The sequence below is a fragment of the Streptomyces sp. NPDC048331 genome (genome assembly GCF_043201215.1).
Lineage (GTDB): Bacteria > Actinomycetota > Actinomycetes > Streptomycetales > Streptomycetaceae > Streptomyces.
Genome location: NZ_JBICYT010000015.1, coordinates 54,728 through 74,905, shown reverse-complemented (window position 1 = coordinate 74,905; position 20,178 = coordinate 54,728). Strand labels below are relative to the sequence as shown.

The window sequence follows — 20,178 nt, the reverse complement described above, 5'->3', positions numbered from 1 at the left end:
AGCGTCAAAGGTATAGACCAGTTGTTGCGAGAACGTGGCACCGGAGTCAATGCGCCATGGAATGGCGTGACTTCAGTGGTCCAGACCTCTCGATGTCCATTCGACCGGCCGCGCCCGGCAGCTCCGGGAAGGTGCGGGTCACGTGGGGGTGAACAGTCCTGGAACGCCGGGTGGGGGGCGGCGGTGGAGCCGGTTCCGCGTTCGGGAGCGGGTTCCGGCGGCAGCCCGATGAGGGGTCGACCGGAGCGCCCCCGCGTCGGCGGGGGCGCGGTGCGAACGTCAGGGGCAGGATTCCTCGGTCTTGGCGACGGTGAAGGAGACGGGCTGCCCGGAAAGCGCCGTGCCGGCCTTCGGGTCCTGGGTGCAGACCTTCCAGTTCGACTCCTGCAGGACCATTCGATCCTGCAGCGCATCCTTCACGGTGATGCTCGCGTTGGAGGGCAGCGCACCACGGGTGGCCTTCATGCCCTGGCCCACGAAGTCGGGCATCGTGTCGCCCGCGGGCTTGGGGGCGGGAGCGTCGGTCGCCGGGCAGGACTCTTCGAGCTTGACCGAACCGAAGTCGACGGTGGTGCCGGTGTCGATGCTCGCGCCGGCGGCGGGGGACTGGGAGCAGACCTTCCAGTTCCGGTCGAGGGCCTGGAGCCGCTCGCGGCCGAGCGCGTCGTGCGACGTGAGGGCGTGGAACCCGGCGGCCTGCGCCTCGTCCTGCGCCGTCTGGAGGCCCTTTCCGACGAAGTTGGGGAGGGTCGCGGTCTTCTTGGCCGAAGGGGAGGGGGCGTCCGTCGCCGGGGCGCTCGCGGCCGGTGTGCCGGGCGCGGTGGGCTTGCCGGCGTCGGTGGTCGGCGGGTTGCAGGCGGTGAGGGTGATGGCGGCGACGACCGCGGTGAGGGTGACGACGCTGTGGTGTGTGGGCATCACGCAATGTTGTCGGAGTCCGGGGCTGCGTGCGGTGGTTGTGGCCGGTCTGTGACGTGGGTCCGACGTCACGTGCCGGCTGCTGTCGTGAGGCGGCGCCGGCCGAGGGCGGGGGGTCGGGTCGGGGGTCAGGTGGTGGTGAAGATCCGGTCGAGGTGGTGGTGGAGTACCGCGACGGCGGATTCGGGCTCCCGCTGGCCGACGAGGATGCTGGTGCCCATGGTCGCCGTCATGGCGAGCAGGCTGATCGCCTCCGTGCGCGCGTCGACGTCCGGGTCGGCCAGGCCGTTTTCCTGTGCCTGCCGGAGCAGGCCGGTGACGGCGTTCTCGGCGGCGTCGGGATTGTCGATGAACGGCTGGGCGGCCAAGGCCTCGTCGGTCACGGACAGGATCGAGTAGGAGCTGTAGAGGAGGTGGAAGGTGCGGCCCTCCTCGTCGGTGGGGAGGGAGGCCAGCAGCAGCGCCTCGACGGTCGCGCGCGGGCCCGGGTTCGGGCCGACGGCGCGCAGGCGCTCACCCACGCGTGCGGTGAAACGGTCGGTCAGGTGCTGGAGTCCGTAGAAGAGCAGTTTCTCCTTGGTCTCGAAGTAGTACTGCACGAGTCGCAGTGACACCCCTGCTTCCGCCGCGACGTCGCGCATGCCGACGGCGTGCAGCCCGCGCCGTCCGGCCACCTGGATGAGGGCCTCGGCGATCTGGGCTCGCCGCTCCTCGTGGTCCACACGCTTCGGCATGGTCGTGTCTCCGCCCGTCGGTGGGTGCTCGCGTTCGCGTTCGCGGTCCGGACCGCCCGGACCTTTTCATGGTACCGCCGTACCACTTTTATGGTACGTTCGTATTACGAAGAATGGATCTTCGCAGGCCGGAGGTGCCCCGTGCCCGAGAACACCACCCGTCCGCGCCGCGACATCGGCCGCTACGTGAACGACGAACTGCGCGACCGGTACTTCGCCGCCTGCGACGCCGTCTACGCGATGGGCGCGCCCGCCCGCTACGAGGCCGACGTGGAGACCAGCTTCGGCACCACGCATGTCTACCGGTACGGCCCCACGGACCCCGCCGCGGAGTCGCGCACCCCGGTCGTCCTGATCCACGGCTCCGGCGGCTGTTCCGCGCAGTGGTACCCCAACACCCGCGCGCTCGGCGCGGATCGCCCCGTCTACGCGCTCGACACCCCCGGCGACCCCGGCCGCAGCGTCCAGCGCGAGGAGATGTGGCAGCCCGAGCGTGCCGCGCAGTGGATGGACGAGGCCCTCGACGCGCTCGGCCTCGACCGGGTCCACCTCGTCGGCTCCTCCTACGGCGGCTGGCTGGTCATCAACCAGGCCCACCTGCGGCCTGGTCGGCTCGCCTCCGTCACCGCCCTCGATCCGGGCGGCCTGGAGAAGGTCGGCCTGCGCTTCTTCGTATGGATCTTCGCCAGCCTCTTCGCCACCTTCGCCCCCAAGGCGCTCCGCCCACGGCTGGCCTCCTGGCTGGAACAGCCGGTGCTGGTGGTACCCGAACTGCGCGCCATGATCCAGGCGAGCGTCCGCGCCTTCCGGATCCGCCGCCCCGCCCCGCTGCCGCTCTCGGACGAGGAGCTGGGCTCGATCCGGACGCCGTTCTACCTGGTCATGGGGAAGCGCAGCCTGCTCGTCCACCCGAAGCGCCAGCTGGAACGCGTACCGCGCCTGATAGCCGGCGCGCGCGCCGAGATCGTCGCGGCCACCGGCCACGGCCCGCAGATCGACCACCCCGACCTGGTCAACGAGCGGATGCTGAGCTTCATGGAGGACGTCGACCTCCTGGCCCCCTGGGGCGCCTGAGGTCGGCCGGTTCGGGTCGGGTGCGGTCGGCGTCGGTCAGGTCAGGTCGGATCGGGTCAGGTCGGGTCGGGTCGGGTCGGGTCAGGGCGGTCTCGCACACGCCGTGGCGAGCACCCCCGTGGTTCGCCACGGCGTGTGTGAGACCGCCCTGCGTCAGTGGGCGGAGGTGGGTGGGGTCGCCTCCGGCGTGCCCGTGGGATGGAAGCGGTCGATGCGCTGTGCGGGGACGATCGAGGGCAGGAGGAAGTTCCACAGGTCGGTGACCCGCGTGTGGAGGTCTTCGCGGCGGGTGCGGACGTACGAGGTCACCTGGATGCCGGTGAAGGCTCCGACGAGCAGCGTCGACAGGTCCTGGACGTCCAGCGACGGGTGTATGTCGCCGCGTTGCTGAGCGGGGATCAGACAACTGCGGCAGGTGTCGATCCAGGCGTCGTAGGGGGTCGGGTCGGGGTGGGTGAACGAGCCGAACTCGATGACCAGACGGATGCCGGCGCGGATCCGGATGTTGGTGCGCAGCCCGTGGGCCATCTGGTGGGTCAGGTCGATGACCGTCTGCAGGCCCGGGTCCTCGATGCTGGGCACGTGTTCGCGGACCTGGATCTGCTCGTCCATCAGGGTGCGGGCGAGGGCTTCCTTGGACGGGAAGTGGAAGTAGAGGGCGCCCTTGGTGACTCCGGCGTTCTTGACCACGTCGCTGAGGCTGGTGCCCTCGAACCCGCTGAGGTCGAAAGCGATCGCCGCGCCGTCGAGTATGGCTTGGCGGGTGATCTCGGCCCGCTCCTGTCTGACCCTCGCCACGTTCCGGTCTTCCCCTTGGTCACTGCCCGAGCGGTGATCGCCGCGGTCTGCCGTCAATCTAGTCGGGCAATCCGAAAAAATACCAGTCGGCAGGTACTTTTTTCGGAAGTGGGGTGCAGTTCGGGGAGTTGTGTGCTTCTTTGCGTGATTATTTTTCGGCGGTGCGGATGCTGGAACCGCAAGGAAGCAGAGTCGAAGGTGAGTTGACGGAAGCGATCACGTGGTGCGGTTGTCCTTGCGCGGAGTTGGCCGGCCTCTCCGCCTGGTCCAGGTGGTCGGGGAGCGACAGTGCGGTGGCGTCCTTGGCCGACCTGAGCATCCGGTCGAGGACGCGACGCCTGCTGAGCACGGTGTTGCGCAGGCGTAGGCCGAGCCTCGACGAGGGGGCGCGGCGAGGAGCCCGCGCGCGGACCGAAGCGGGGACTCACCCTGGACGGAATCGCCCGGGCGGGTATCGAGATCGCCGACGCGGAAGGCCTGGCCGGCGCCTCGATGCAGCGAGTGGCCGCCGAGCCGGCCGTCACCAAGATGGCCCTGTACCGGTACGTGCCGGGCAAGGCCGAACTGGTCGCGCTGATGGTGGAGGGTGCGATGCCCGCCCCGGCGCAGTCACCGGGCGGACCGTGGCGGGAGCGACTGGAGGCGTGGGCGCGGGGGCTGCTGGCCGGCCTTCGGCTCCACCCGTGGCTGCTGGAGGCGACCGTCGGCGTACGGGTCATGGGCCCGCGGGAGTTGGAGCGGATGGAGCGGGCACTCGCGGCGCTGGACGGCTGCGGGCTCTCCGGGGCCGAGGCCATGGACGCGGTGGTGCTGCTCACCGGGCATGTGCGCAGCATCGCGGAGCAGGAACGGGCCGCCGGCGCGGTCACCGGGTCCGGCCCGGGGTCGGCGGGGGAGGGGCCGGACGCCCAACTCGTCGCGATGCTGGGCGAGGTGATGCGCACGCACGGGGAACGGTTCCCCACTCTCGGGGCGGCGCTCGCCTCGGCGGCGGAACACGGCGGGCAGGACCAGGCCCTGGAGTTCGGGCTGGGCCGCATCCTGGACGGGCTCGAACTGCTGATGACCCGCCGCGCGGCCGGCGAGTGACGTCACGCACGGCCGATCCCGGCAAGATCCGGAGCAGACGGCCTAGCATGCGGCCATGAGCGATCTTGACGAGCGGTTGTGCGAGTTCCGGCTCGACGTGGGCCAGGACGAGCTGGACGACCTGCGGGAGCGGTTGGGCCGGGTGCGTTGGCCCGACCAACTGCCCGGGGTCGGCTGGGCGTACGGGATGCCGCTCGACCGGATGCGGGAGCTCGTGGGCTACTGGCGCGAGGAGTACGACTGGCGAGCGGCCGAGGCACGGCTCAACGAGTGGCCGCAGTTCACCACGGTCATCGACGGCGCGCGGGTGCACTTCGCACACCTCCGCTCGCCCGAGCCGGACGCGACCCCGCTGCTGATGACCCATGGCTGGCCGGGCTCACTCGTGGAGTTCCAGCGCGTCGCCGGTCCGCTCACGGATCCCCGCGCCCACGGCGGCGACCCGGCGGACGCCTTCCACCTGGTGCTGCCGAGCATCCCCGGCTTCGGACTCTCGGGGCCCACGACCGAGACGGGCTGGGAATTCAAGCGGGTGGCCCGAGCCTTCGGCGTGCTGATGGAACGTCTCGACCACCGCGCGTACGGGGTGCAGGGCGGCGACTGGGGGGCCGCGATCTCTCGGGAACTCGGGCTGATCCGACCGGACCATGTGATCGGAGTGCACCTGAACCTGCTGCCCGGGGGCGGTGCCACGGTCGAACCCCGGCCGGAGGAGCTGGCGGCGCTGTCCCCCGCCGAACAGAAGCGGACGCTGGCCTCCTGGGAGCGGTACCGGACCTGGTCGCGCGAACGGCAAGGGTACGCCGACATTCAGGCCACCAGGCCACAGACCCTCGCGTACGGGCTCAACGACTCGCCCGTCGGCCTGCTCGCGTGGATCGCGGAGAAGTTCACCGAGTGGAGCGACCCCGCGTGCCCGGTCGACCGGGACCAGATGCTGACCAACGTGATGCTGTACTGGCTCACGGGAACGGCCGGCAGCGCGGCCCGCATCTACTACGAGCGGGCGCACGCGGCGTATTCCGGTCGGCCCCCCGAGGTGTCGCGGACCCCGACCGCACTGGCCGATTTCCCCCGGGACAACTTCATCCCGCTGCGCCACGTCGCCGCGCGCACCGACACCATCGTGCGCTGGACCTCGTACGACCGGGGCGGCCACTTCCCCGCCATGGAGGTGCCCGAGCTGCTGGTGGGGGACGTCCGCGCCTTCTTCCGGCAACTGCGCCGACCGGCAGGTGATAACGCGGTGGGCCCGGGACCGCACCGGATGTGATGATCGCCCGGTGATCGATGAACAGCGGACCCGACCCGTCCTGACGGGCGACGAGCGTGCCACCCTGACCAGCGTCCTGCAGTGGCAGCGGGACACCCTGATGATGAAGTGCGCCGGACTGAGCGAGCGGCAGCTACGGATGAGGGCGGTCGCCCCGTCGGGACTGTCCCTGCTCGGGCTGGTGCGTCACCTCGCGGAGGTCGAGCGCGGATGGTTCCGCAACGTCCTGGCCGGCGAGGACGTACGGGGCTACTTCCCGAAGAACGCGGCGGGGGAGTGGACGGAGTTCCATGTGGAGGACGCGGACGTCGCCGCGTCGTTCACGATCTGGGAGGAGACCTGCGAGCGGTCCCGCGCGATCGTGGACGCCGCCGAATCCCTCGACGTGACGGGGAACTTCGGCGACCAGCCGTACTCGCTGCACTACATCCTGACCCACATGATCGAGGAGTACGCCCGCCACAACGGGCACGCGGACCTGCTGCGCGAGGTGATCGACGGGGCGACGGGGGAATGACCCCGGACCGGTCCGGACATGGCCGGGGCGCGCCGGGTCCCGTCCCTGTACGGTCCGAGGTCATGCGCATCACGAAGTACACCCACGCGTGTGTCCGGATCGAGCAGGACGGTCGGGTCCTCGTCATCGACCCCGGTACGTGGAGCGAACCCGCCGCCCTGGCCGGCGCGCACGCCGTGCTGGTGACCCACGAGCACACCGACCATGTCGACGCGCTGCGCCTGGCCGGGCTCGGCGTTCCCGTCTACGCCCCCGCCGACGCGGACATTCCGCGGCTGGACGTCATCGGGGTGTCCGCCGGGACGGAGTTCAGCGCCGCCGGCTTCCGCGTACGGGCGGTCGGCGGCCGGCACGCCTTCATCTACGGTGGCCTCCCCGACTGCGCGAACCTCGGCTATGTCGTCGACGACGCGGTCTACCACCCGGGCGACGCGCTGCACGTGCCCGAGCAGGAGATCGAGACGCTGCTGGTGCCGGTGCAGGGGTCCTGGCTGAAAATGGTGGAAGCCATCGACTTCGTCAAGGCCGTAGGGCCGCGGCGGGCGTTCGGCATCCATGACGCGCAGATCAACGACCGCGGTCTCGGCAGCGTCAACGGCTGGCTGGAACAGGAGAGTTCGCACGGCTACCGATATCTCCGGCCCGGCGAGTCCCTCTGAGGCGCCGACCCCTCCCGGGCCCCGCCACCTGCGACGGAGCACGCTACTCTCCCTCGAATGGTTCGACAGGGATCCTTCTCCGCGCTGCGGCACAAGCCATTCACCCTCTTCCTCCTGGCACGTCTCGTCTCGATGAGCGGCACGGCGATGGCCCCCGTGGCCTTGGCCTTCGCCGTGTTCGGATTCGACAGCAGCCCGGCGTCCCTGGCGATCGTCCTGGCCGCCAACACCGCCCCGCAGTTCGTCCTCCTGCTCGTCGGAGGAGTGATCGCGGACCGGTTCTCCCGCCGACGGGTCGTCGTCCTCGGCAATGTGGTGCCGGCCGTCACCCAAGGCTGCGTCGCCCTTCTCGTGGCGACGGGAACGGCCACCACAGGGCGCATCGCCCTGTTCGCGGCGCTGGCGGGCTGTGCGTCGGCGCTGACCCAACCCGCCATGAACAGCCTGCTGCCGCAGCTCGTCGGTCCCGGCGAACTGCAGCAGGCGAACGCGCTGATGCGGTTGCCCGTCAATGTGATCCGCGTCCTCGCGCCGGCGGCCGGCGGCGCCCTCGTCGCGTTCTTCGGGCCGGAGTTGACCCTGGGCTGGGACGCCGCCAGTTTCGCGGTCGCGGCGATCCTCTGCAGTCGTCTCGACGTGTCCGGACCCGCCAAGACCACGGCATCGGTCTTCCGCGACTTCAAAGATGGCTGGAAAGAGTTCTCCCGTCTCTCCTGGGTATGGACCTACACGCTGTCCGGCACCGTGGTGGTCGCCCTCTGGCTCGGCGGATATCAGCTGCTCGGTCCCGTGCTGGCCGGGAGCAGTGGTCTGGGTGCTCCTTCATGGGGAATCGTCCAGGGGGCCTTCGCCGCCGGCCTGCTCCTGGGCGGGATCGTTTCCCTCAGATGGAAGCCGTCCAGGATCATGGTCGTGTGCGTGTGCGCCAACCTGCCGCTCGCGCTGCCCTTCCTCGCGCTCGCCTGGGGCGCGCCCCTGGCCGTGCTCGCCGGGGCGGCCGTCATGGCGGGCGTCGGCCTGGACATCGCGATCGTCTGTTGGAACACCGCCATGCAGGAACAGCTCCCGTCCGAGGTGCTCGGGCGGGTCAACTCCTTCAGCTCGGCCGGTGAACTCATGTCCGTGCCCCTGGGCTACCTCGTGGTGGGCGCGGCGGCGACGTCTCTCGGTACGGAGTCCGTCCTGTTCTGGAGTGCCGTACTGATGACCGCGGCGAGCCTGGTGCTGCTGCTCGCCCCGAGCGTGCGCGCGGTACGCAGGCTGCCCACGGACCCGGGTCCGGCCGTCGAGGCGGCGGGAGACCAGGATCGCCGGAGCCGGACCGGCCGGACGCCTGATCAGGTGGCCCGCCCGTAGCGGACCGCGCTGCTCCAGATCCGTTCCAGTCGCACCCGGGTGCCGGGGCGCGGGGCATGCCAGATCCGGTCGTCGCCGGCGTAGATCCCGACGTGGGTCATGGTCGCGCCGCTGGGGAAGAAGACCAGGTCCCCGGCCGCGCGATCGGCCTCGGGGATGTGGCGGGTGTGCTCGTACTGCTGATCGGCGGTGCGTGGAAGCCGTTTGCCCGCCTTCTTGAAGGCGTAGAGGGTGAGGCCCGAGCAGTCGAAGCGTTTGGGACCCGTGGCGCCGTAGGCATACGGCGAGCCCTGTTTGGAAGCGGCCACCGCGACGGCTCTGGCGCCATAGGGGGCGGCGGCGTACGTCGGGGCCGCGGGGCCCGTCAGCGCGGCGGCCGTCAGGAGCAGCAGGGAGAGGGCGGCGCGGGCTCTGGGGCAACAACACGTGGGGAGAAGGCCCTTGGGGGCCTTTCGGAAGTCGGTCCTGAAGCAGGACATCGTGACACCTCCGCAATCGGTTGGCGGTAACAGTCAGATCAGTGGTCGGGGTCCTGTTCTCGGTCGCATGCGTCATGGCTCTGACGGCGGACCAGTTTTCTCCGACGGGATCCCCCGGGTGGCGCGGGACACAGTCTGATTTGTCTCGATTTTGCTTTCGATTCGAGATGATAAGCCTGAATGATTGCCGTATCGGCGCGCCCGACACGCCGGTTCGTAGTGCCGGCGCGAGGTCGCCCCGGATAATCGGCGCGAGGTCGGAACCGCCGACTTCTATGATCATCGGATGGAGAATCCCCGCTATCCCGCCAAGCCCCGCCCCGGAGACCTGGTCGCCGTACTCTCGCCCTCGTCAGGTCTTCCCGGCCTGTTCCCGCTGCCCTACGAGTTGGGACTGAACCGACTCCAGGAGGACTTCGGACTGAAGGCGGTGGAATACCCGACGACCCGGACGATGGGTGCGACCCCCGAGGCGCGCGCGGCGGACATCCACGCGGCGTTCGCGGACCCCGACATCAAGGCGGTGATCGCCAGCATCGGCGGCGACGACCAGATCACCGTCCTTCCCCACCTCGACCGCGACCTCCTGCGCGCCAACCCCAAGCCGTTCCTCGGCTTCAGCGACAACACCAACCTGCTCCTGTTCCTGAGGGACTTGGGCATCGTCGGCTACCACGGCGGATCGGTCATGGTCGGTTTCGGACGGCCCGGCGCGATGCACCCGACGACCGCCGCCTCCCTGCGGGCCGCGCTGTTCACCTCGGGCGAGTACGAACTCACCTCGACGAGCACCTACCGTGACGTCGACAGCCCCTGGGAGGACCCGCGCACCTTCGAGTCCGAGCCCCCGATGGAACCCTCCGACGGCTGGTCCTGGCACAACGCCGACCGAGTGGTCGAAGGCATCAGCTGGGGTGGCAACCTGGAGATCATCTCCTGGCTGCTGATGGCCGACCGCGTGGCCCGACCGGTCGACTCCTACGCCGGCAACGTGCTGTTCCTGGAGACCTCCGAGGAAATGCCGCCGGCCGAAGAGGTCTACCGGATCCTGCGCGGCATGGGCGAACGGGGGCTGCTGCGCCAGTTCCCCGCCCTGCTCATGGGCCGGGCCAAGAGCTGGTCGTTCGAGAACCGGCTCGACGCCCGGGCCAAGGCGGACTTCCGCCGGCAACAGCGCGAGGCCGTCCTGAGGGCCCTTCGCGCGTACGCCCCCGACACCATGGTGGTGTTCGACGTCGACCTCGGCCACACCGACCCGCAGGTCGTCATCCCCGTCGGCGGCCACATCCGGGTGGACGGTCCGGCGCGCCGGATCCTCGTCACCTACTGAGCCCGGCTCACCGGTGGTCGGAACGGTAGGCGCGCATCGCCAGCGGCATGAAGAGTGCGGTGATGCCCGCCGCCCACACCAGCGACCAGACGATGGGCGCGCCCGCCGGCGTACCGAGCAGCAACCCGCGGAACGCGTCCGACAGCTGGGTCACGGGATTGACCTCGACCCATGCCTGGAGCCACCCGGGCATGGTGTCGACCTCCGCGAACGCGCTGCTCGTGAAGGTGAGCGGGAAGATGAAGGTGAAGGCGAAGACCTGCACCTTCTCCACGTCCGCGGCCATCATCCCGATCAGCACCGCGGTCCACGAGACGGCCGCGGCGAACGTCAGCAGCAGCAGGGTCGCGCCGATGAACCCCGCCGGACCGCCGGTGATGTCGAAGCCCAGCACCATGCCGAGCGCGATCATCAGGAGCATGGCCCACAACTGCTTGGCCAGATCGGCCACGATCCGCCCGAACAACGGAGCCGAACGGGCGATCGGCAGGCTACGCAGCCGGTCGAACACGCCCTTGGTCAGGTCGGTGTTCAGCGACATGGCGGTATACATGCTCATGAACAGCGTGTTCTGGACGATGATCCCGGCGAGCGCGTACTGGAGGTACTCCTGAGGGGAGCCCGCCATCTGCCCGCCGAAGACATAGGTGAACAGGAACACGAACATGATCGGCGTGATGCTGTAGTCGACGAGCTCCAGCGGGTTGTGCTTCACCGAGACCAGGCTGCGCCACGCCATGGTGGCGGTCTGCCGCAGGGCCGCCGGCAGCCGCACCCAGCCACCGCGGCCCAGGTGCTCCGCAAGGGCCGTGCCGGTCATGACGGACTCCCCGCCTGTGCGTACCGGCCATCGTCATCGGATCCGGGGTCGTTGCCGGTGCCGGTTCCGGCGGCGGTGTCGGCGTCGGTGTCGGACTCGCCCCGCGGGGCGGCGCCGGGCTCGGCACGGTGGCCGGTCAGAGCGATGAACACCTCGTCGAGGGACGAGCGACGGAGCGTGAGTTCCCCGACGGCGATACCCGCCCCGTCGAGCCGACGTACGACACGCGGCATGAGCGCCGGGTCGTTGACCGGCACGACGATCCCGTCGCCCTCGATCGCGGTGTGCGGCCCGGCCTCCTCGGCGACCAAGGCGTGCGCCGCGTCGAGATCGGCCGGCCGGACGGGTCGCAGGTGCAGCACCTGACCGCCGACCTGGGCCTTCAGCTCGTCGGGTGTACCGCCGGCGATCACCCGCCCGTTGTCGATGACCACGATGCTGTCGGCGAGCCGGTCCGCCTCGTCCAGGTACTGCGTGGTCAGCAGGGTGGTCATGCCCTCCGCCACCAGCCCGCGCAGCATGTCCCACACCTCGCCGCGGCTGTGTGGATCGAGCCCGGTGGTCGGCTCGTCGAGGAAGAGGATCCGCGGCCGCCCGACCAGGCTGGCCGCGAGGTCCAGACGCCGCCTCATACCGCCCGAGTACGTCTTCACGGCCCGCCCGGCCGCCTCGCCCAGGTGGAAACGGTCGAGCAGCTCGGCGGAACGGGTCCGGGCCGCCCCGCGTGACATGCCGAGCAGCCGCCCGATCATCAGCAGGTTCTCCGTGCCGGTCATGTTCTCGTCCACGGCCGCGTACTGACCGGTCAGCCCGATCAGCGAGCGGACCCGCCCCGACTGACGCACCACGTCGTACCCGCTCACCTCGGCGCGTCCCTCGTCCGGCCGCAGCAGCGTGGCGAAGATACGGACCGCGGTGGTCTTGCCCGCGCCGTTGGGACCGAGCAGGCCGAGCACCGTGCCGGCCGGAACCTCCAGATCCACCCCGTTCAGCGCGCGGGTCTCCTTGAACCGCTTGGCCAGGCCCTCGGCCCGGATCGCGTACGTCACGGGATCACCTCGTTCGCGCGGAAACCGGCATCCCTTCCACTGTGACGCACACCACCGACAGTCGCCCCGACAGTCGCACCGACGGGCGGACGCCGCGGCCCTCAGCGGCATGCGCCAACTGTCGGCCGCCGTGCCCGGATCGCGCGCCGATCGGCGCTTCTGCTCCCCACCGGGGCGGCCTATCCTCCTGGCATGGAGGCACTGGCCGTACGGCTGTCAGGACTGGATCCGTACGTCGACGGCGCGATCCGCATCATCGCCTTCTACGACACGCTGGCGCGCAGGCGGGTGGACCTCCCGGCGCTCGCCCGCTCCTCGTCGGGCCTGGCCGAGTGCGTGGCCGGGATCCGGCTGCACGGCACGGGGCGGACGATCCGGGTCGCGCCCGACGGCACTCCGGCCGCCGGCCCGACGTCGCCCGCGTCCACCACCGCGCCGCTCACGCTCGACGAGGAGGAGATCGGCACCGTATGGCTGGAACGGCCCGGTCCGCCGGGTCCGCTCGACGAAGTCCTCCTCGACCGGTTCGCCGTCACCGCGGCGGCAGCCGTCGAACGGTACGGCCCGGCCCGCACCACCATGGCGGACCCCGCCCTCGTCGAACTGGCGATCAGCCCCGCCACCGACGAAGCGGCCGGCGCCCGGGCACTGCGCCTGCTGGGCTTCGCCGTCGACCTGCCGGTCCACGCCGTCGCCGTACGAGGACGCCTCCCGCTCGACCGGATCGGCTCCCTGCTCTGTCCCGACGGCCTCGTCAAGGCGGCATCCCTCGGCGACGTGGGTGTCGTCCTGGCCACCACCGTCGACGTCGCCCGGGTCCCGGCGGGTGTGCGCGCGGGGATCGGCGCAGCCGACGGCCCGGCCCGGTCCTGGCAGCAGGCCCGGACCGCCCTCCGCTTCACCACGGCACGCCGACCGGTCGTCCACCACGCCGAGTTGGGCGCGTCGGCGCTGCTCGCCGACGTTTCCCCGGACGTGGTGCGGGCCAACGTGGACGTCTCGGGCATCGCCCGGATCGCCGCCGCCCACCCCGAGGACCTGGAGACCCTGGAGGTCTACTGCGCCGCCGGTTCCCTGCGCCGGGCCGCCGACCTCCTGCACCTGCACCACAGCAGCGTCGCCCGCAGGCTCGACCAGATCGGGAAAGCCCTGGGCATCGACATCACCGAACCCGCCGGTCTGATCCGGGCCTCCCTCGCACTCACCGCGTGGCGCCTGCTCGACGACTGAGGCGGTCCGCCCCAAGATCGTGGCGTGGACGGGTGGCACGGCCCGCTGACGTCGAGCTTGTCCTACGAGGCCCCGCAGGCGGCCGGAGCGGTGGATCGGGCGGCGATCCGTATCCGGTCCCGCGCGTACTCCACGGTCTCGCCCGGCAGGATCAGCAGACCGGGCTCCCCGTCCTGGCACGCCCCGCCGATCGGCTGCACCTGCACGGCCGGGCCGAGTCCGCCCGCCATGAACACCGTCGGGTCGACCTCCCAGCCGTGCACGGCGAGCCACAGCTCCAGCGCCTCCGTGTCCCGTGCCTCGGCGCCGCGCGGCCACTCGAACGTCGTGCTCCCCATCCCTGCCCCCTGTAGGTGGTCGGATCACCGCCGTCGATCCTGCCATCCCGCACTGACAATCGCCGCCCTATATCGCGGCGCGCCCGCACCCCCGCCGTGCGGGGAGTGCGGGCGCTCGTCAGGCCGGTGACCCGTCCGGATCAGCCGTTGCGGTGGTGTCGGCGGCCGTTCCAGGAGTCGGTGTCGATGACGTTGCCGCGGTTGTCGCGCAGGGTGGCGGTGTCGCGCTCGTCCCAGATCTGGTGGCGGCGGTCCTGGTAGACGTCGTGGCGGGTGTCGCGGCCCTGGCCGGTGTGGACCTTGACGCTGGAGCGGCCGTCCAGGCGGAAGTCGGCGAAGCGGTAGCGGTTGCCCTGCCGGTCGGTGAGGGTGAAGCCGCGCAGGTTGACGCTCTTGCGCCCGGTGTTCTTGACCTCGACCCACTCCCGGTTCAGCGCACGGGCGGAGCGGTCGCGGCCGGCGGTCCCGTACTGGACGTCGCTGATGACGACCGAGGACTGCCCACCCCGGTGGTCGCGCCGGTGGTCGTCGGCAGCGGCCGGGAGGGCGGCGGCGCCGACGAGGGCGCCGGCGGCCAGGAACGCGGCGACGAACCGACGGGTGGTGAGAGAAGCAGACATGAAGATGACCCCTTCAACAGACAGCAGCCCCGCCCGCCTCGTGCGGGGCGAGTGGGCCTTGAACCGTTCCCGGCGTCCTGCCGAGGAGCCACACTCTGGCCCCCAACCGCCCTCAAAAGCCACCAATTCGGGGCGTGTTGCAGAATGCGGATGTATCGGTGACTCTCGCGTGTATCGGGCACTTGTCAATGCCATGCTGACGTGAGCGGCGGGGGTGCGCCGAACAGGCCTTGGGGGGACCGGAGACGGAGGCCTTCCGCTCCGCGCCTGCCGCTCCCGCGACCCCCTCCCGCTCTGCGCCGAACGGGTTCAGCGCCCCGTAACACCCGCTCCAACCGTTTCTTCGGACACGCGAACGAGAATAGTTCCGGTGTTCTGACGCCCGGATCCCCAGCCGGATCCCCAGAGATCGTCAGAAGTCCTCAGGGGCCGTCACGGTGGTCGCCGCCGACCTCAGGACGAGGGGCGGCCGATCGCATCGAGGAGCCGGAACTCGTCCCGCGTCAGACGCAACGCGCCCGCCGCCACGTTGTCGGCGAGATGATCCGGGTCGCCGGTCCCGGGGATGGCCAGGACGTGGGAGCCCTGCCCCAGGATCCAGGCGAGCCGCACCTGCGCCGGAGACGCTCCGTGCGCCCGGGCGACGGCGCGGACCTCGTCGTGCTCGCCGCGCACGGCGCCGGCCTCGCCCCCTTCTCCCGCGATGGAGAAGAAGGGGACGAAGGCGATGCCGCGCGCCGCACAGGCGCCGAGCATCCCCGCCCTGTCGGGCGCGTCGAGGCCGTAGCGGTTCTGGACGCACACCACCGGCGCGATCGCCTCGGCCTGGGCCAGGTGTTCCGGGCGGGCGTTGGAGATGCCGAGGTGGCGGACCAGTCCGGCGTCGCGCAGTTCGGACAGGGCTCCGAAGTACTCGCTGATGGAGTCCTGGCCCATGACGCGGAAGTTGACCACGTCGAGGTGGTCCCGGCCGAGTTGGCGCAGGTTCTCCTCGACCTGGCCGCGCAGCTCGTCCGGCCGGGCCGATTCGGCCCATCCGCCGGAGGCGTCCCGGGCGGGGCCGACCTTGGTCGAGATGACGAGGTCGTCCGCGTACGGCGCCAGAGCCGAGTTGATCAGCTCGTTGGCCGAACGGAGCCGGGAGAAGTAGAACGCGGCGGTGTCGATGTGGTCGACGCCGAGCTCGACCGCCCGGCGTAGGACGGCGATCGACCGGCCGCGGTCGCTGGGAGTGCCGCCGTGGAAGGCCGCGCTGCCGGTCAGACGCATGGCGCCGAAGCCGAGCCGGTTGACCGTGAGGTCACCGAGCACCCAGGTGCCCGAAGCTGCCGCGGAGACCGTGTGCGACGTCATCTGATTGATCAACTCCATCCGATCGGCCATCGCCCCTCGGTGGTTCGGGGCGCGGCGGGTCCTGGAGTATGCGCAGGTGAGAGACGTGCCGGGAAGGTGTGCAGGGGCGGGGGAAGATCACATGGGGAGCCGGAACCCTCGGTCCGGGCGGGTCGTTCCTCCCGTTGACGGTTCCTCCTCCAGGCCCCGGTCGGGAGCGCGCGGGTGGGTGGGTGTGCCCGATAATGGGTGCTCAAGGGGTATTCGCTCGGAGGAGGCCGGAATGGGACGGGACAGCAGGTACGAACTGGTATTCGCCGTTCCTGACCATGCGGCACCGGGTGGCGAGGAATCGGTCCTCGTGCACCGCACCGACCGGACCGGTCCCGGCGGCCACCCGATCTACGCCGACGACACCGGAATCGTCCAGGCGGAGATCAGCGACCAGGGCGACGTACGCATGATCGCGAGCGGCGGTCACCAGGAGCCCTCCTCACGGGTGAGCGCGCGGGCCGTTCCCGGCGTGTGACGCGGATTCCCTTCGACCCGTCCCGCCCCCGCGGAGCGTGAGGGCGGGACGCGGCATGCCCTCGTCGGCCTGACCGGCTCAAGGCCCGGGGTGTGCCGGCGACCGCGACCGAACCGACGCGCCCGGGGCGGCTTGACGCGCGCCCGTCCGGGCAGGCGCAGGACGTACCGCCACCGACGCGGAAGGAAGGTGATCCGGATGGAGTGGACCACCGAGCCGGAGCCCGAGGGGCCCGGCCCCACACCCACGTCGCCCGACCCGGTGCCACGGGACCCCGGACAGCCCGACCCGGGCGGAGCACCGCCTGAACCCGCCCCCGCACCTCCGGCCCCGGACAGACCGCCGCCGTCGGTACCGGAACCCCCTGACTGACGGCCGACCCCACACGACGGAGGGATGTGAACGCCGTGCGAATCGCCTTTCTGGCGGCGCCCGAGGGCGTCGAGGAAACAGAACTCACCGAACCCTGGAAAGCCGTGCTCGGAGCCGGCTGGAACCCCCAGCTGGTCTCCACGGAACCGGGCCGCATCCAGGCCTTCGACCACCTGGACAAGGCGGGCACGCACCCCGTCGACCGGGTGCTCTCGAGCCGTACGGTCGAGAGCTTCGACGCCCTTGTCCTGCCCGGCGGCGTCGCCAATCCCGACGCGCTGCGCATGAACCTTGGCCGTCGACTTCGCCCGCGGGTTCTTCGAGGCGGGCAGGCCCGTGGCCTCGATCTGCCACGCGGCCTGGCTGCTGGTCGAGGCCGACGTCGTACGCGGACGGACCCTGACCTCCTGGCCCAGCCTGGCTACCGACATCCGCAACGCGGGCGGCACCTGGGTGGACGAGGCGGTCCACGTCTGCCACGCCGCACCGGCGACACTCGTCACGAGCCGCAAGCCGGGCGACCTGGACGACTTCTGCGCGGCCCTCCTGAAGGAGTTCGGCGGCTGACCGGCCGTCCGAGAGGCATCTGGTCCGCCCTGCGGTCGTTCCCGCAGGGCGGCATGCGACTTCTGCCCGGGGGAGCGCTTCGAAAACCTCCCGGTGGGCGGGGCAGGGGCCGGAGTAGGGTCAGGGGCAGGGCCGACCGCCCCGCGCCGGGGCGCGTGCCCGAGTAGAATCGCCCCGGACCTCTTCCTCGCGCGGTCGGCGCCGTTCCCCCGGCCCACCCCGACATGGACCATCCCGCTCCCTTCGATCCCAGCGGCCTCCAGCGAGCCGTACGCGCCCTGACCGACGAGATCGCCGAGCTCCGGGCCCGGGATCCTGCGGCCGCCGGGTCGATGTCGGCCAGGAACTCCGACTTGTCCATGGAGGTCCGCGACAGCTGCTGGGCCCGCACCTCCAGTTTCTTGCGCTCGATGCCTCGGTTCCGGTTCCGGTCGGCCAACAGGGCCGCCTTCTCCTCCAACTCGGCGTTGGAGCCTGCAACTCACCCTTTCGGGACTGGAGTTGCTGGGACCGGGTGCTCAGTTCGGTCGTCAGGCTCTGCGACCGCTCCAGCAGCTCGTCGGTACGGGCGTTGGCGATCAGCGCGCTGACGGACGCGCCGATGGCCTGGACGAAATGGTCGAGGGAGTCGGGGTGGATGGGGGAGAGGTTCGATGGTCTCCTTCAGTTCCAGGATCTCGCCGCTCGCGTCCACCCGGATCTTGGGCGTGAGGTCGCCGCCCGCGACAGCGGTGGCGACCTGGGCGATCGAGCGGACCTGGGAGGTGAGGTTGTCGGCCATGGTGTTGATCCCGGTCGCCAACTTCTGCCGGATGCCGCTCACCCAACGACAGCTGCTCGACCATGCCGTGACACGTGGTGCGACCCGGGACATCCCCGAACACGGTCCGCCACCGTCACCCGGGCACACGGACCCCCGGTGGGCACGGCACCTCGAACCAGACGCGCTTGCCGTCCACCCCCGGTTCGGAGCCCCAGTTCCGGGCCAGACGTTCCACGATCAGCAGCCCGTGACCGCCCGGCCGGCCCCGCTCGCCCGACCCGTGCGCCGGCACCCGCACGGGCGGGGCCGGATTGCCGTCCGTGACCTCGATCCGTAGCCGCTCGGCCGAGCAGTCCAGGACGAGCGCGCGGGGTCCGCCGCCGTGCAGGCAGGCGTTGGCCACCACCTCCGACACCAGCAGCAGCACGTCCTCGGCGGCCTCGCGGTCGATCTCTCTCTTGCCCGGGAGCCAGTGCCAGGCGGTCAGCGCCTGGCGGGCGAAGTCACGGCTGCGCGAGACGACGTCGGTCATCCCGGACAACATCAGGCTCCACGTCCGGTCTGACGGCCCGGGCTGCTCCATGACGCTCAGGCTCCTCCGCCGCGTGTCGTCCTCAGGGCTGCTCCCACATCGTCGTGCACGGGGAACACACCGTCCGCACCCGTGATCCGGAACATACGGGCGACGGGTCCGTGCAGACCGACGAGTTCCAGGCTGGCTCCCGCCTCCTGAGCCGCGAGACGTGTGTTCAGCAGGACGTTCAGCCCCGTGGAATCACAGAATCCGAGCCCTCCCAGATCGACCAGCAGCCGACGCCCCGGGGCGAGTGCCCCGTCGAGCGCCTCCCGCAACGGCTGCGCCGTGTCGTGGTCCAGTTCCCCCGCGAGCGCGAGGACGACGGCTCCGTCCACGGCCTGGACCGCGACGGTGAAGCGTTCACTCTTCGCTTCCGGAACCATCCGACATCACCCTTCCCTCGTGCACTGCTGCACCTGCCCGGGTTCCGGCGCGATATGCCTGCATACGCCTGTCGTCCCGCGCGGAAGGGGGACGACTCATGCCGTCTCGGCCCGCGGCTCCTCGGCGAGCATTCCCTCCCGCAGCCGGCCCAGGATGCGGGCCAGCAGCCGGGATACGTGCATCTGGGACATGCCCAGGCGCTCGCCGATCTCGGCCTGCGTCAGTTCCTCCCCGAAACGCAGGGCGAGTATGGTCCGGTCCCGTTCGGACAGCTCTCCCACCAGCGGTTTGAGTGATTCCAGATCCTCGACCGTCTCGTAACGGCCCTCCTCGACGCCGAGGCTGCGGGCCGACAGACCGGGGGCCTCGTTGTCGTCCGCCGTCATGGGGACGTCGAGGGACAGACTGGTGAAGCCGTTGGCGGCCAGCCGGCCCTCGCGGACCTCCTCCACGGTGATGTCCAGCCGCTCGGCGAGCTCCTGCGCCCTCGGGGTGTGGCCGAGTTCCTGCTCCATGGCGTCGTTCGCCTTGGCCAGGTCGATGCGCAGCTCTTGCAGCCGGCGCGGTACGCGGACGGCCCAGGTCGTGTCCCGGAAGTACCGCTTGATCTCTCCCACGATGGTGGGCAGGGCGAACGACATGAACTCGAACCCGCGCTCCGGATCGAACCTGTTGATGGCCTTGATCAGGCCGATGGTCCCGACCTGTATGACGTCCTCCCACGGCGCGCCGACGTGGCGGACGCGTGTGGCCGCGTACTTGACCATGCTCAGATTCAGTTCGACCAGGGTGTTGCGCACGTACGAGTACTCTGCGCTTCCCTCGTCCAGCTCGTGCAGCCGCCGGAAGAGCGTGACCGACAGGTCGTGGGCCTCAGCGGTGCTCACGGACTGCGGATCGCGAATCTCGCGAACGTCCAGCTGCGGCGCGGAGCCGGCCTCGGTACGGAGAGTGGCAGGCATGTCGCCTCCTCGGGGTGTTCCCTCAAGCCACATACCCCCCTACCGGCGGGTCGAAGCTGTGCACGCCGTGGCCGCACGTCACTCTCCGTCAGCGAGGCTCCGGTCCGTGCGACTCAGCCCACCGGCCCGGACGCAGGCGCGGGCGCCGGCACCGGCCCGGGCAGCGGGCCGGGCGGAGGCAGTGGATCGGGTCCAGGAGCGGGTTCCGGCCAGGGATCGGGCTCCGGCCGCGGCGGCTCCGGAGGTACGGGATCGGGGCCGCCGGGACCGGGAACGGGCCCCGGAAGCGGCCCGGGGGCCGGCCCGGGCCCAGGTCCGGGCGCCGGCGTGGGGTTGGGCGGTACGGGGTCGTCGGGAAGGGCGTGCACAGGACCACCTTCGGCTCGGTCAGCGGTCACGGCGCCGACC

Annotated in this window: 21 protein-coding genes and 2 pseudogenes; 10 read left to right on the top strand and 13 right to left on the bottom strand. The window is 70.8% G+C overall.

Annotation, left to right across the window (positions count from 1 at the left end; genetic code table 11):
* Nucleotides 1-279: 279 nt before the first annotated feature.
* Together ACGFYY_RS22300 and ACGFYY_RS22295 are read right to left on the bottom strand one after the other, a co-directional pair.
* Nucleotides 280-918, bottom strand: coding sequence for a PASTA domain-containing protein (locus ACGFYY_RS22300; protein ID WP_393711673.1), 639 nt, complete (start codon nucleotides 916-918; stop codon nucleotides 280-282).
* Nucleotides 919-1,046: 128 nt separating this feature from the next.
* On the bottom strand, nucleotides 1,047-1,652 hold the full coding sequence (locus tag ACGFYY_RS22295) for a TetR/AcrR family transcriptional regulator (protein ID WP_393711671.1): 606 nt from the start codon (nucleotides 1,650-1,652) through the stop codon (nucleotides 1,047-1,049).
* Nucleotides 1,653-1,793: 141 nt separating this feature from the next.
* Here ACGFYY_RS22295 and ACGFYY_RS22290 point away from each other — a divergent pair, with 141 nt between their 5' ends.
* Nucleotides 1,794-2,726, top strand: coding sequence for an alpha/beta fold hydrolase (locus ACGFYY_RS22290; protein ID WP_393711669.1), 933 nt, complete (start codon nucleotides 1,794-1,796; stop codon nucleotides 2,724-2,726).
* A 153-nt stretch (nucleotides 2,727-2,879) separates the two neighbouring features.
* Here the strand turns inward: ACGFYY_RS22290 and ACGFYY_RS22285 are convergent, their stop codons facing one another.
* Nucleotides 2,880-3,524 (bottom strand): ScbR family autoregulator-binding transcription factor, encoded by a 645-nt coding sequence (locus tag ACGFYY_RS22285; protein ID WP_365268064.1) that lies wholly within the window; start codon nucleotides 3,522-3,524, stop codon nucleotides 2,880-2,882.
* A gap of 429 nt (nucleotides 3,525-3,953) precedes the next feature.
* Here ACGFYY_RS22285 and ACGFYY_RS22280 point away from each other — a divergent pair, with 429 nt between their 5' ends.
* The 5 genes from ACGFYY_RS22280 to ACGFYY_RS22260 all read left to right on the top strand — a co-directional run bounded on the left by ACGFYY_RS22280 (nucleotide 3,954) and on the right by ACGFYY_RS22260 (nucleotide 8,418).
* Entirely contained in the window at nucleotides 3,954-4,613 is a 660-nt protein-coding gene (locus ACGFYY_RS22280; protein ID WP_393711791.1) for a TetR/AcrR family transcriptional regulator, read from the top strand.
* A 55-nt stretch (nucleotides 4,614-4,668) separates the two neighbouring features.
* Nucleotides 4,669-5,886 (top strand): epoxide hydrolase family protein, encoded by a 1,218-nt coding sequence (locus ACGFYY_RS22275; protein WP_393711667.1) that lies wholly within the window; start codon nucleotides 4,669-4,671, stop codon nucleotides 5,884-5,886.
* A 10-nt stretch (nucleotides 5,887-5,896) separates the two neighbouring features.
* Nucleotides 5,897-6,403: a DinB family protein gene (locus ACGFYY_RS22270; protein WP_393711665.1), complete on the top strand. Its 507-nt coding sequence runs from the start codon at nucleotides 5,897-5,899 to the stop codon at nucleotides 6,401-6,403.
* A 62-nt stretch (nucleotides 6,404-6,465) separates the two neighbouring features.
* A complete protein-coding gene (locus tag ACGFYY_RS22265) occupies nucleotides 6,466-7,062 on the top strand; it encodes an MBL fold metallo-hydrolase (RefSeq protein WP_393711663.1) in 597 nt (198 codons plus the stop codon).
* A gap of 57 nt (nucleotides 7,063-7,119) precedes the next feature.
* The gene (locus tag ACGFYY_RS22260) at nucleotides 7,120-8,418 is read left to right on the top strand and encodes an MFS transporter (protein WP_393711661.1); all 1,299 of its coding nucleotides are present in this window, start codon (nucleotides 7,120-7,122) and stop codon (nucleotides 8,416-8,418) included.
* Here the strand turns inward: ACGFYY_RS22260 and ACGFYY_RS22255 are convergent.
* Nucleotides 8,400-8,897: a C40 family peptidase gene (locus ACGFYY_RS22255; protein WP_365268073.1), complete on the bottom strand. Its 498-nt coding sequence runs from the start codon at nucleotides 8,895-8,897 to the stop codon at nucleotides 8,400-8,402. The two genes, ACGFYY_RS22260 and ACGFYY_RS22255, sit on opposite strands and share 19 nt — an antisense overlap.
* A 286-nt stretch (nucleotides 8,898-9,183) precedes the next feature.
* Between ACGFYY_RS22255 and ACGFYY_RS22250 the strand changes: the two genes are divergently transcribed.
* Nucleotides 9,184-10,227: a S66 peptidase family protein gene (locus ACGFYY_RS22250; RefSeq protein ID WP_393711658.1), complete on the top strand. Its 1,044-nt coding sequence runs from the start codon at nucleotides 9,184-9,186 to the stop codon at nucleotides 10,225-10,227.
* A 7-nt stretch (nucleotides 10,228-10,234) separates the two neighbouring features.
* On the opposite strand, the gene ACGFYY_RS22245 is transcribed toward ACGFYY_RS22250, so the two are convergent.
* Together ACGFYY_RS22245 and ACGFYY_RS22240 are read right to left on the bottom strand one after the other, a co-directional pair.
* Nucleotides 10,235-11,047, bottom strand: coding sequence for an ABC transporter permease (locus tag ACGFYY_RS22245; protein WP_393711656.1), 813 nt, complete (start codon nucleotides 11,045-11,047; stop codon nucleotides 10,235-10,237).
* Complete coding sequence (locus tag ACGFYY_RS22240; RefSeq protein ID WP_393711654.1) at nucleotides 11,044-12,096, bottom strand: ATP-binding cassette domain-containing protein; 1,053 nt, start codon at nucleotides 12,094-12,096, stop codon at nucleotides 11,044-11,046. The genes ACGFYY_RS22245 and ACGFYY_RS22240 overlap by 4 nt, the downstream gene beginning before the upstream one ends.
* A gap of 192 nt (nucleotides 12,097-12,288) precedes the next feature.
* Between ACGFYY_RS22240 and ACGFYY_RS22235 the strand changes: the two genes are divergently transcribed.
* Entirely contained in the window at nucleotides 12,289-13,326 is a 1,038-nt protein-coding gene (locus ACGFYY_RS22235; RefSeq protein WP_393711652.1) for a PucR family transcriptional regulator, read from the top strand.
* Nucleotides 13,327-13,388: 62 nt separating this feature from the next.
* Here the strand turns inward: ACGFYY_RS22235 and ACGFYY_RS22230 are convergent, their stop codons facing one another.
* From ACGFYY_RS22230 to ACGFYY_RS22220, 3 genes are all read right to left on the bottom strand, one after another.
* Nucleotides 13,389-13,664, bottom strand: a complete 276-nt coding sequence (locus ACGFYY_RS22230; protein ID WP_393711650.1) for a hypothetical protein — start codon at nucleotides 13,662-13,664, stop codon at nucleotides 13,389-13,391.
* A 140-nt stretch (nucleotides 13,665-13,804) separates the two neighbouring features.
* The gene (locus ACGFYY_RS22225) at nucleotides 13,805-14,284 is read right to left on the bottom strand and encodes a lamin tail domain-containing protein (protein ID WP_365268084.1); all 480 of its coding nucleotides are present in this window, start codon (nucleotides 14,282-14,284) and stop codon (nucleotides 13,805-13,807) included.
* Nucleotides 14,285-14,737: 453 nt separating this feature from the next.
* Nucleotides 14,738-15,637 carry an aldo/keto reductase gene (locus tag ACGFYY_RS22220; protein ID WP_393711648.1) on the bottom strand — a complete coding sequence of 300 codons (900 nt, stop codon included), beginning with the start codon at nucleotides 15,635-15,637 and terminating at the stop codon, nucleotides 14,738-14,740.
* A 262-nt stretch (nucleotides 15,638-15,899) separates the two neighbouring features.
* On the opposite strand from ACGFYY_RS22220, the gene ACGFYY_RS22215 reads away from it, so the two are divergent.
* The gene (locus tag ACGFYY_RS22215) at nucleotides 15,900-16,145 is read left to right on the top strand and encodes a DUF6296 family protein (protein WP_393711646.1); all 246 of its coding nucleotides are present in this window, start codon (nucleotides 15,900-15,902) and stop codon (nucleotides 16,143-16,145) included.
* A 407-nt stretch (nucleotides 16,146-16,552) separates the two neighbouring features.
* Nucleotides 16,553-17,084, top strand: a pseudogene (locus ACGFYY_RS22210) (type 1 glutamine amidotransferase domain-containing protein).
* Nucleotides 17,085-17,727: 643 nt separating this feature from the next.
* On the opposite strand, the pseudogene ACGFYY_RS22205 reads toward ACGFYY_RS22210, so the two are convergent.
* The 4 genes and pseudogenes from ACGFYY_RS22205 to ACGFYY_RS22190 form a co-directional block, all read right to left on the bottom strand.
* Nucleotides 17,728-17,880: pseudogene (locus ACGFYY_RS22205) on the bottom strand (HAMP domain-containing protein); the annotation flags it as partial.
* Nucleotides 17,881-17,980: 100 nt separating this feature from the next.
* On the bottom strand, nucleotides 17,981-18,379 hold the full coding sequence (locus ACGFYY_RS22200) for an ATP-binding protein (RefSeq protein ID WP_393711644.1): 399 nt from the start codon (nucleotides 18,377-18,379) through the stop codon (nucleotides 17,981-17,983).
* 56 nt (nucleotides 18,380-18,435) lie between these two features.
* Complete coding sequence (locus tag ACGFYY_RS22195) at nucleotides 18,436-18,807, bottom strand: STAS domain-containing protein (RefSeq protein ID WP_393711642.1); 372 nt, start codon at nucleotides 18,805-18,807, stop codon at nucleotides 18,436-18,438.
* Nucleotides 18,808-18,903: 96 nt separating this feature from the next.
* Complete coding sequence (locus tag ACGFYY_RS22190) at nucleotides 18,904-19,770, bottom strand: SigB/SigF/SigG family RNA polymerase sigma factor (protein ID WP_393711640.1); 867 nt, start codon at nucleotides 19,768-19,770, stop codon at nucleotides 18,904-18,906.
* Between the last annotated feature and the right edge of the window lie 408 nt (nucleotides 19,771-20,178).

Coding starts and splice junctions, on each gene's coding strand:
- ACGFYY_RS22300 (WP_393711673.1), bottom strand. CDS start 918: ATGCCCACACACCACAGCGTCGTCACCCTCACCGCGGTCGTCGCCGCC.
- ACGFYY_RS22295 (WP_393711671.1), bottom strand. CDS start 1,652: ATGCCGAAGCGTGTGGACCACGAGGAGCGGCGAGCCCAGATCGCCGAG.
- ACGFYY_RS22275 (WP_393711667.1), top strand. CDS start 4,669: ATGAGCGATCTTGACGAGCGGTTGTGCGAGTTCCGGCTCGACGTGGGC.
- ACGFYY_RS22265 (WP_393711663.1), top strand. CDS start 6,466: ATGCGCATCACGAAGTACACCCACGCGTGTGTCCGGATCGAGCAGGAC.
- ACGFYY_RS22260 (WP_393711661.1), top strand. CDS start 7,120: ATGGTTCGACAGGGATCCTTCTCCGCGCTGCGGCACAAGCCATTCACC.
- ACGFYY_RS22255 (WP_365268073.1), bottom strand. CDS start 8,897: ATGTCCTGCTTCAGGACCGACTTCCGAAAGGCCCCCAAGGGCCTTCTC.
- ACGFYY_RS22250 (WP_393711658.1), top strand. CDS start 9,184: ATGGAGAATCCCCGCTATCCCGCCAAGCCCCGCCCCGGAGACCTGGTC.
- ACGFYY_RS22245 (WP_393711656.1), bottom strand. CDS start 11,047: ATGACCGGCACGGCCCTTGCGGAGCACCTGGGCCGCGGTGGCTGGGTG.
- ACGFYY_RS22235 (WP_393711652.1), top strand. CDS start 12,289: ATGGAGGCACTGGCCGTACGGCTGTCAGGACTGGATCCGTACGTCGAC.
- ACGFYY_RS22230 (WP_393711650.1), bottom strand. CDS start 13,664: ATGGGGAGCACGACGTTCGAGTGGCCGCGCGGCGCCGAGGCACGGGAC.
- ACGFYY_RS22225 (WP_365268084.1), bottom strand. CDS start 14,284: ATGTCTGCTTCTCTCACCACCCGTCGGTTCGTCGCCGCGTTCCTGGCC.
- ACGFYY_RS22220 (WP_393711648.1), bottom strand. CDS start 15,637: ATGACGTCGCACACGGTCTCCGCGGCAGCTTCGGGCACCTGGGTGCTC.
- ACGFYY_RS22215 (WP_393711646.1), top strand. CDS start 15,900: ATGGGACGGGACAGCAGGTACGAACTGGTATTCGCCGTTCCTGACCAT.
- ACGFYY_RS22200 (WP_393711644.1), bottom strand. CDS start 18,379: ATGACCGACGTCGTCTCGCGCAGCCGTGACTTCGCCCGCCAGGCGCTG.
- ACGFYY_RS22195 (WP_393711642.1), bottom strand. CDS start 18,807: ATGGTTCCGGAAGCGAAGAGTGAACGCTTCACCGTCGCGGTCCAGGCC.
- ACGFYY_RS22190 (WP_393711640.1), bottom strand. CDS start 19,770: ATGCCTGCCACTCTCCGTACCGAGGCCGGCTCCGCGCCGCAGCTGGAC.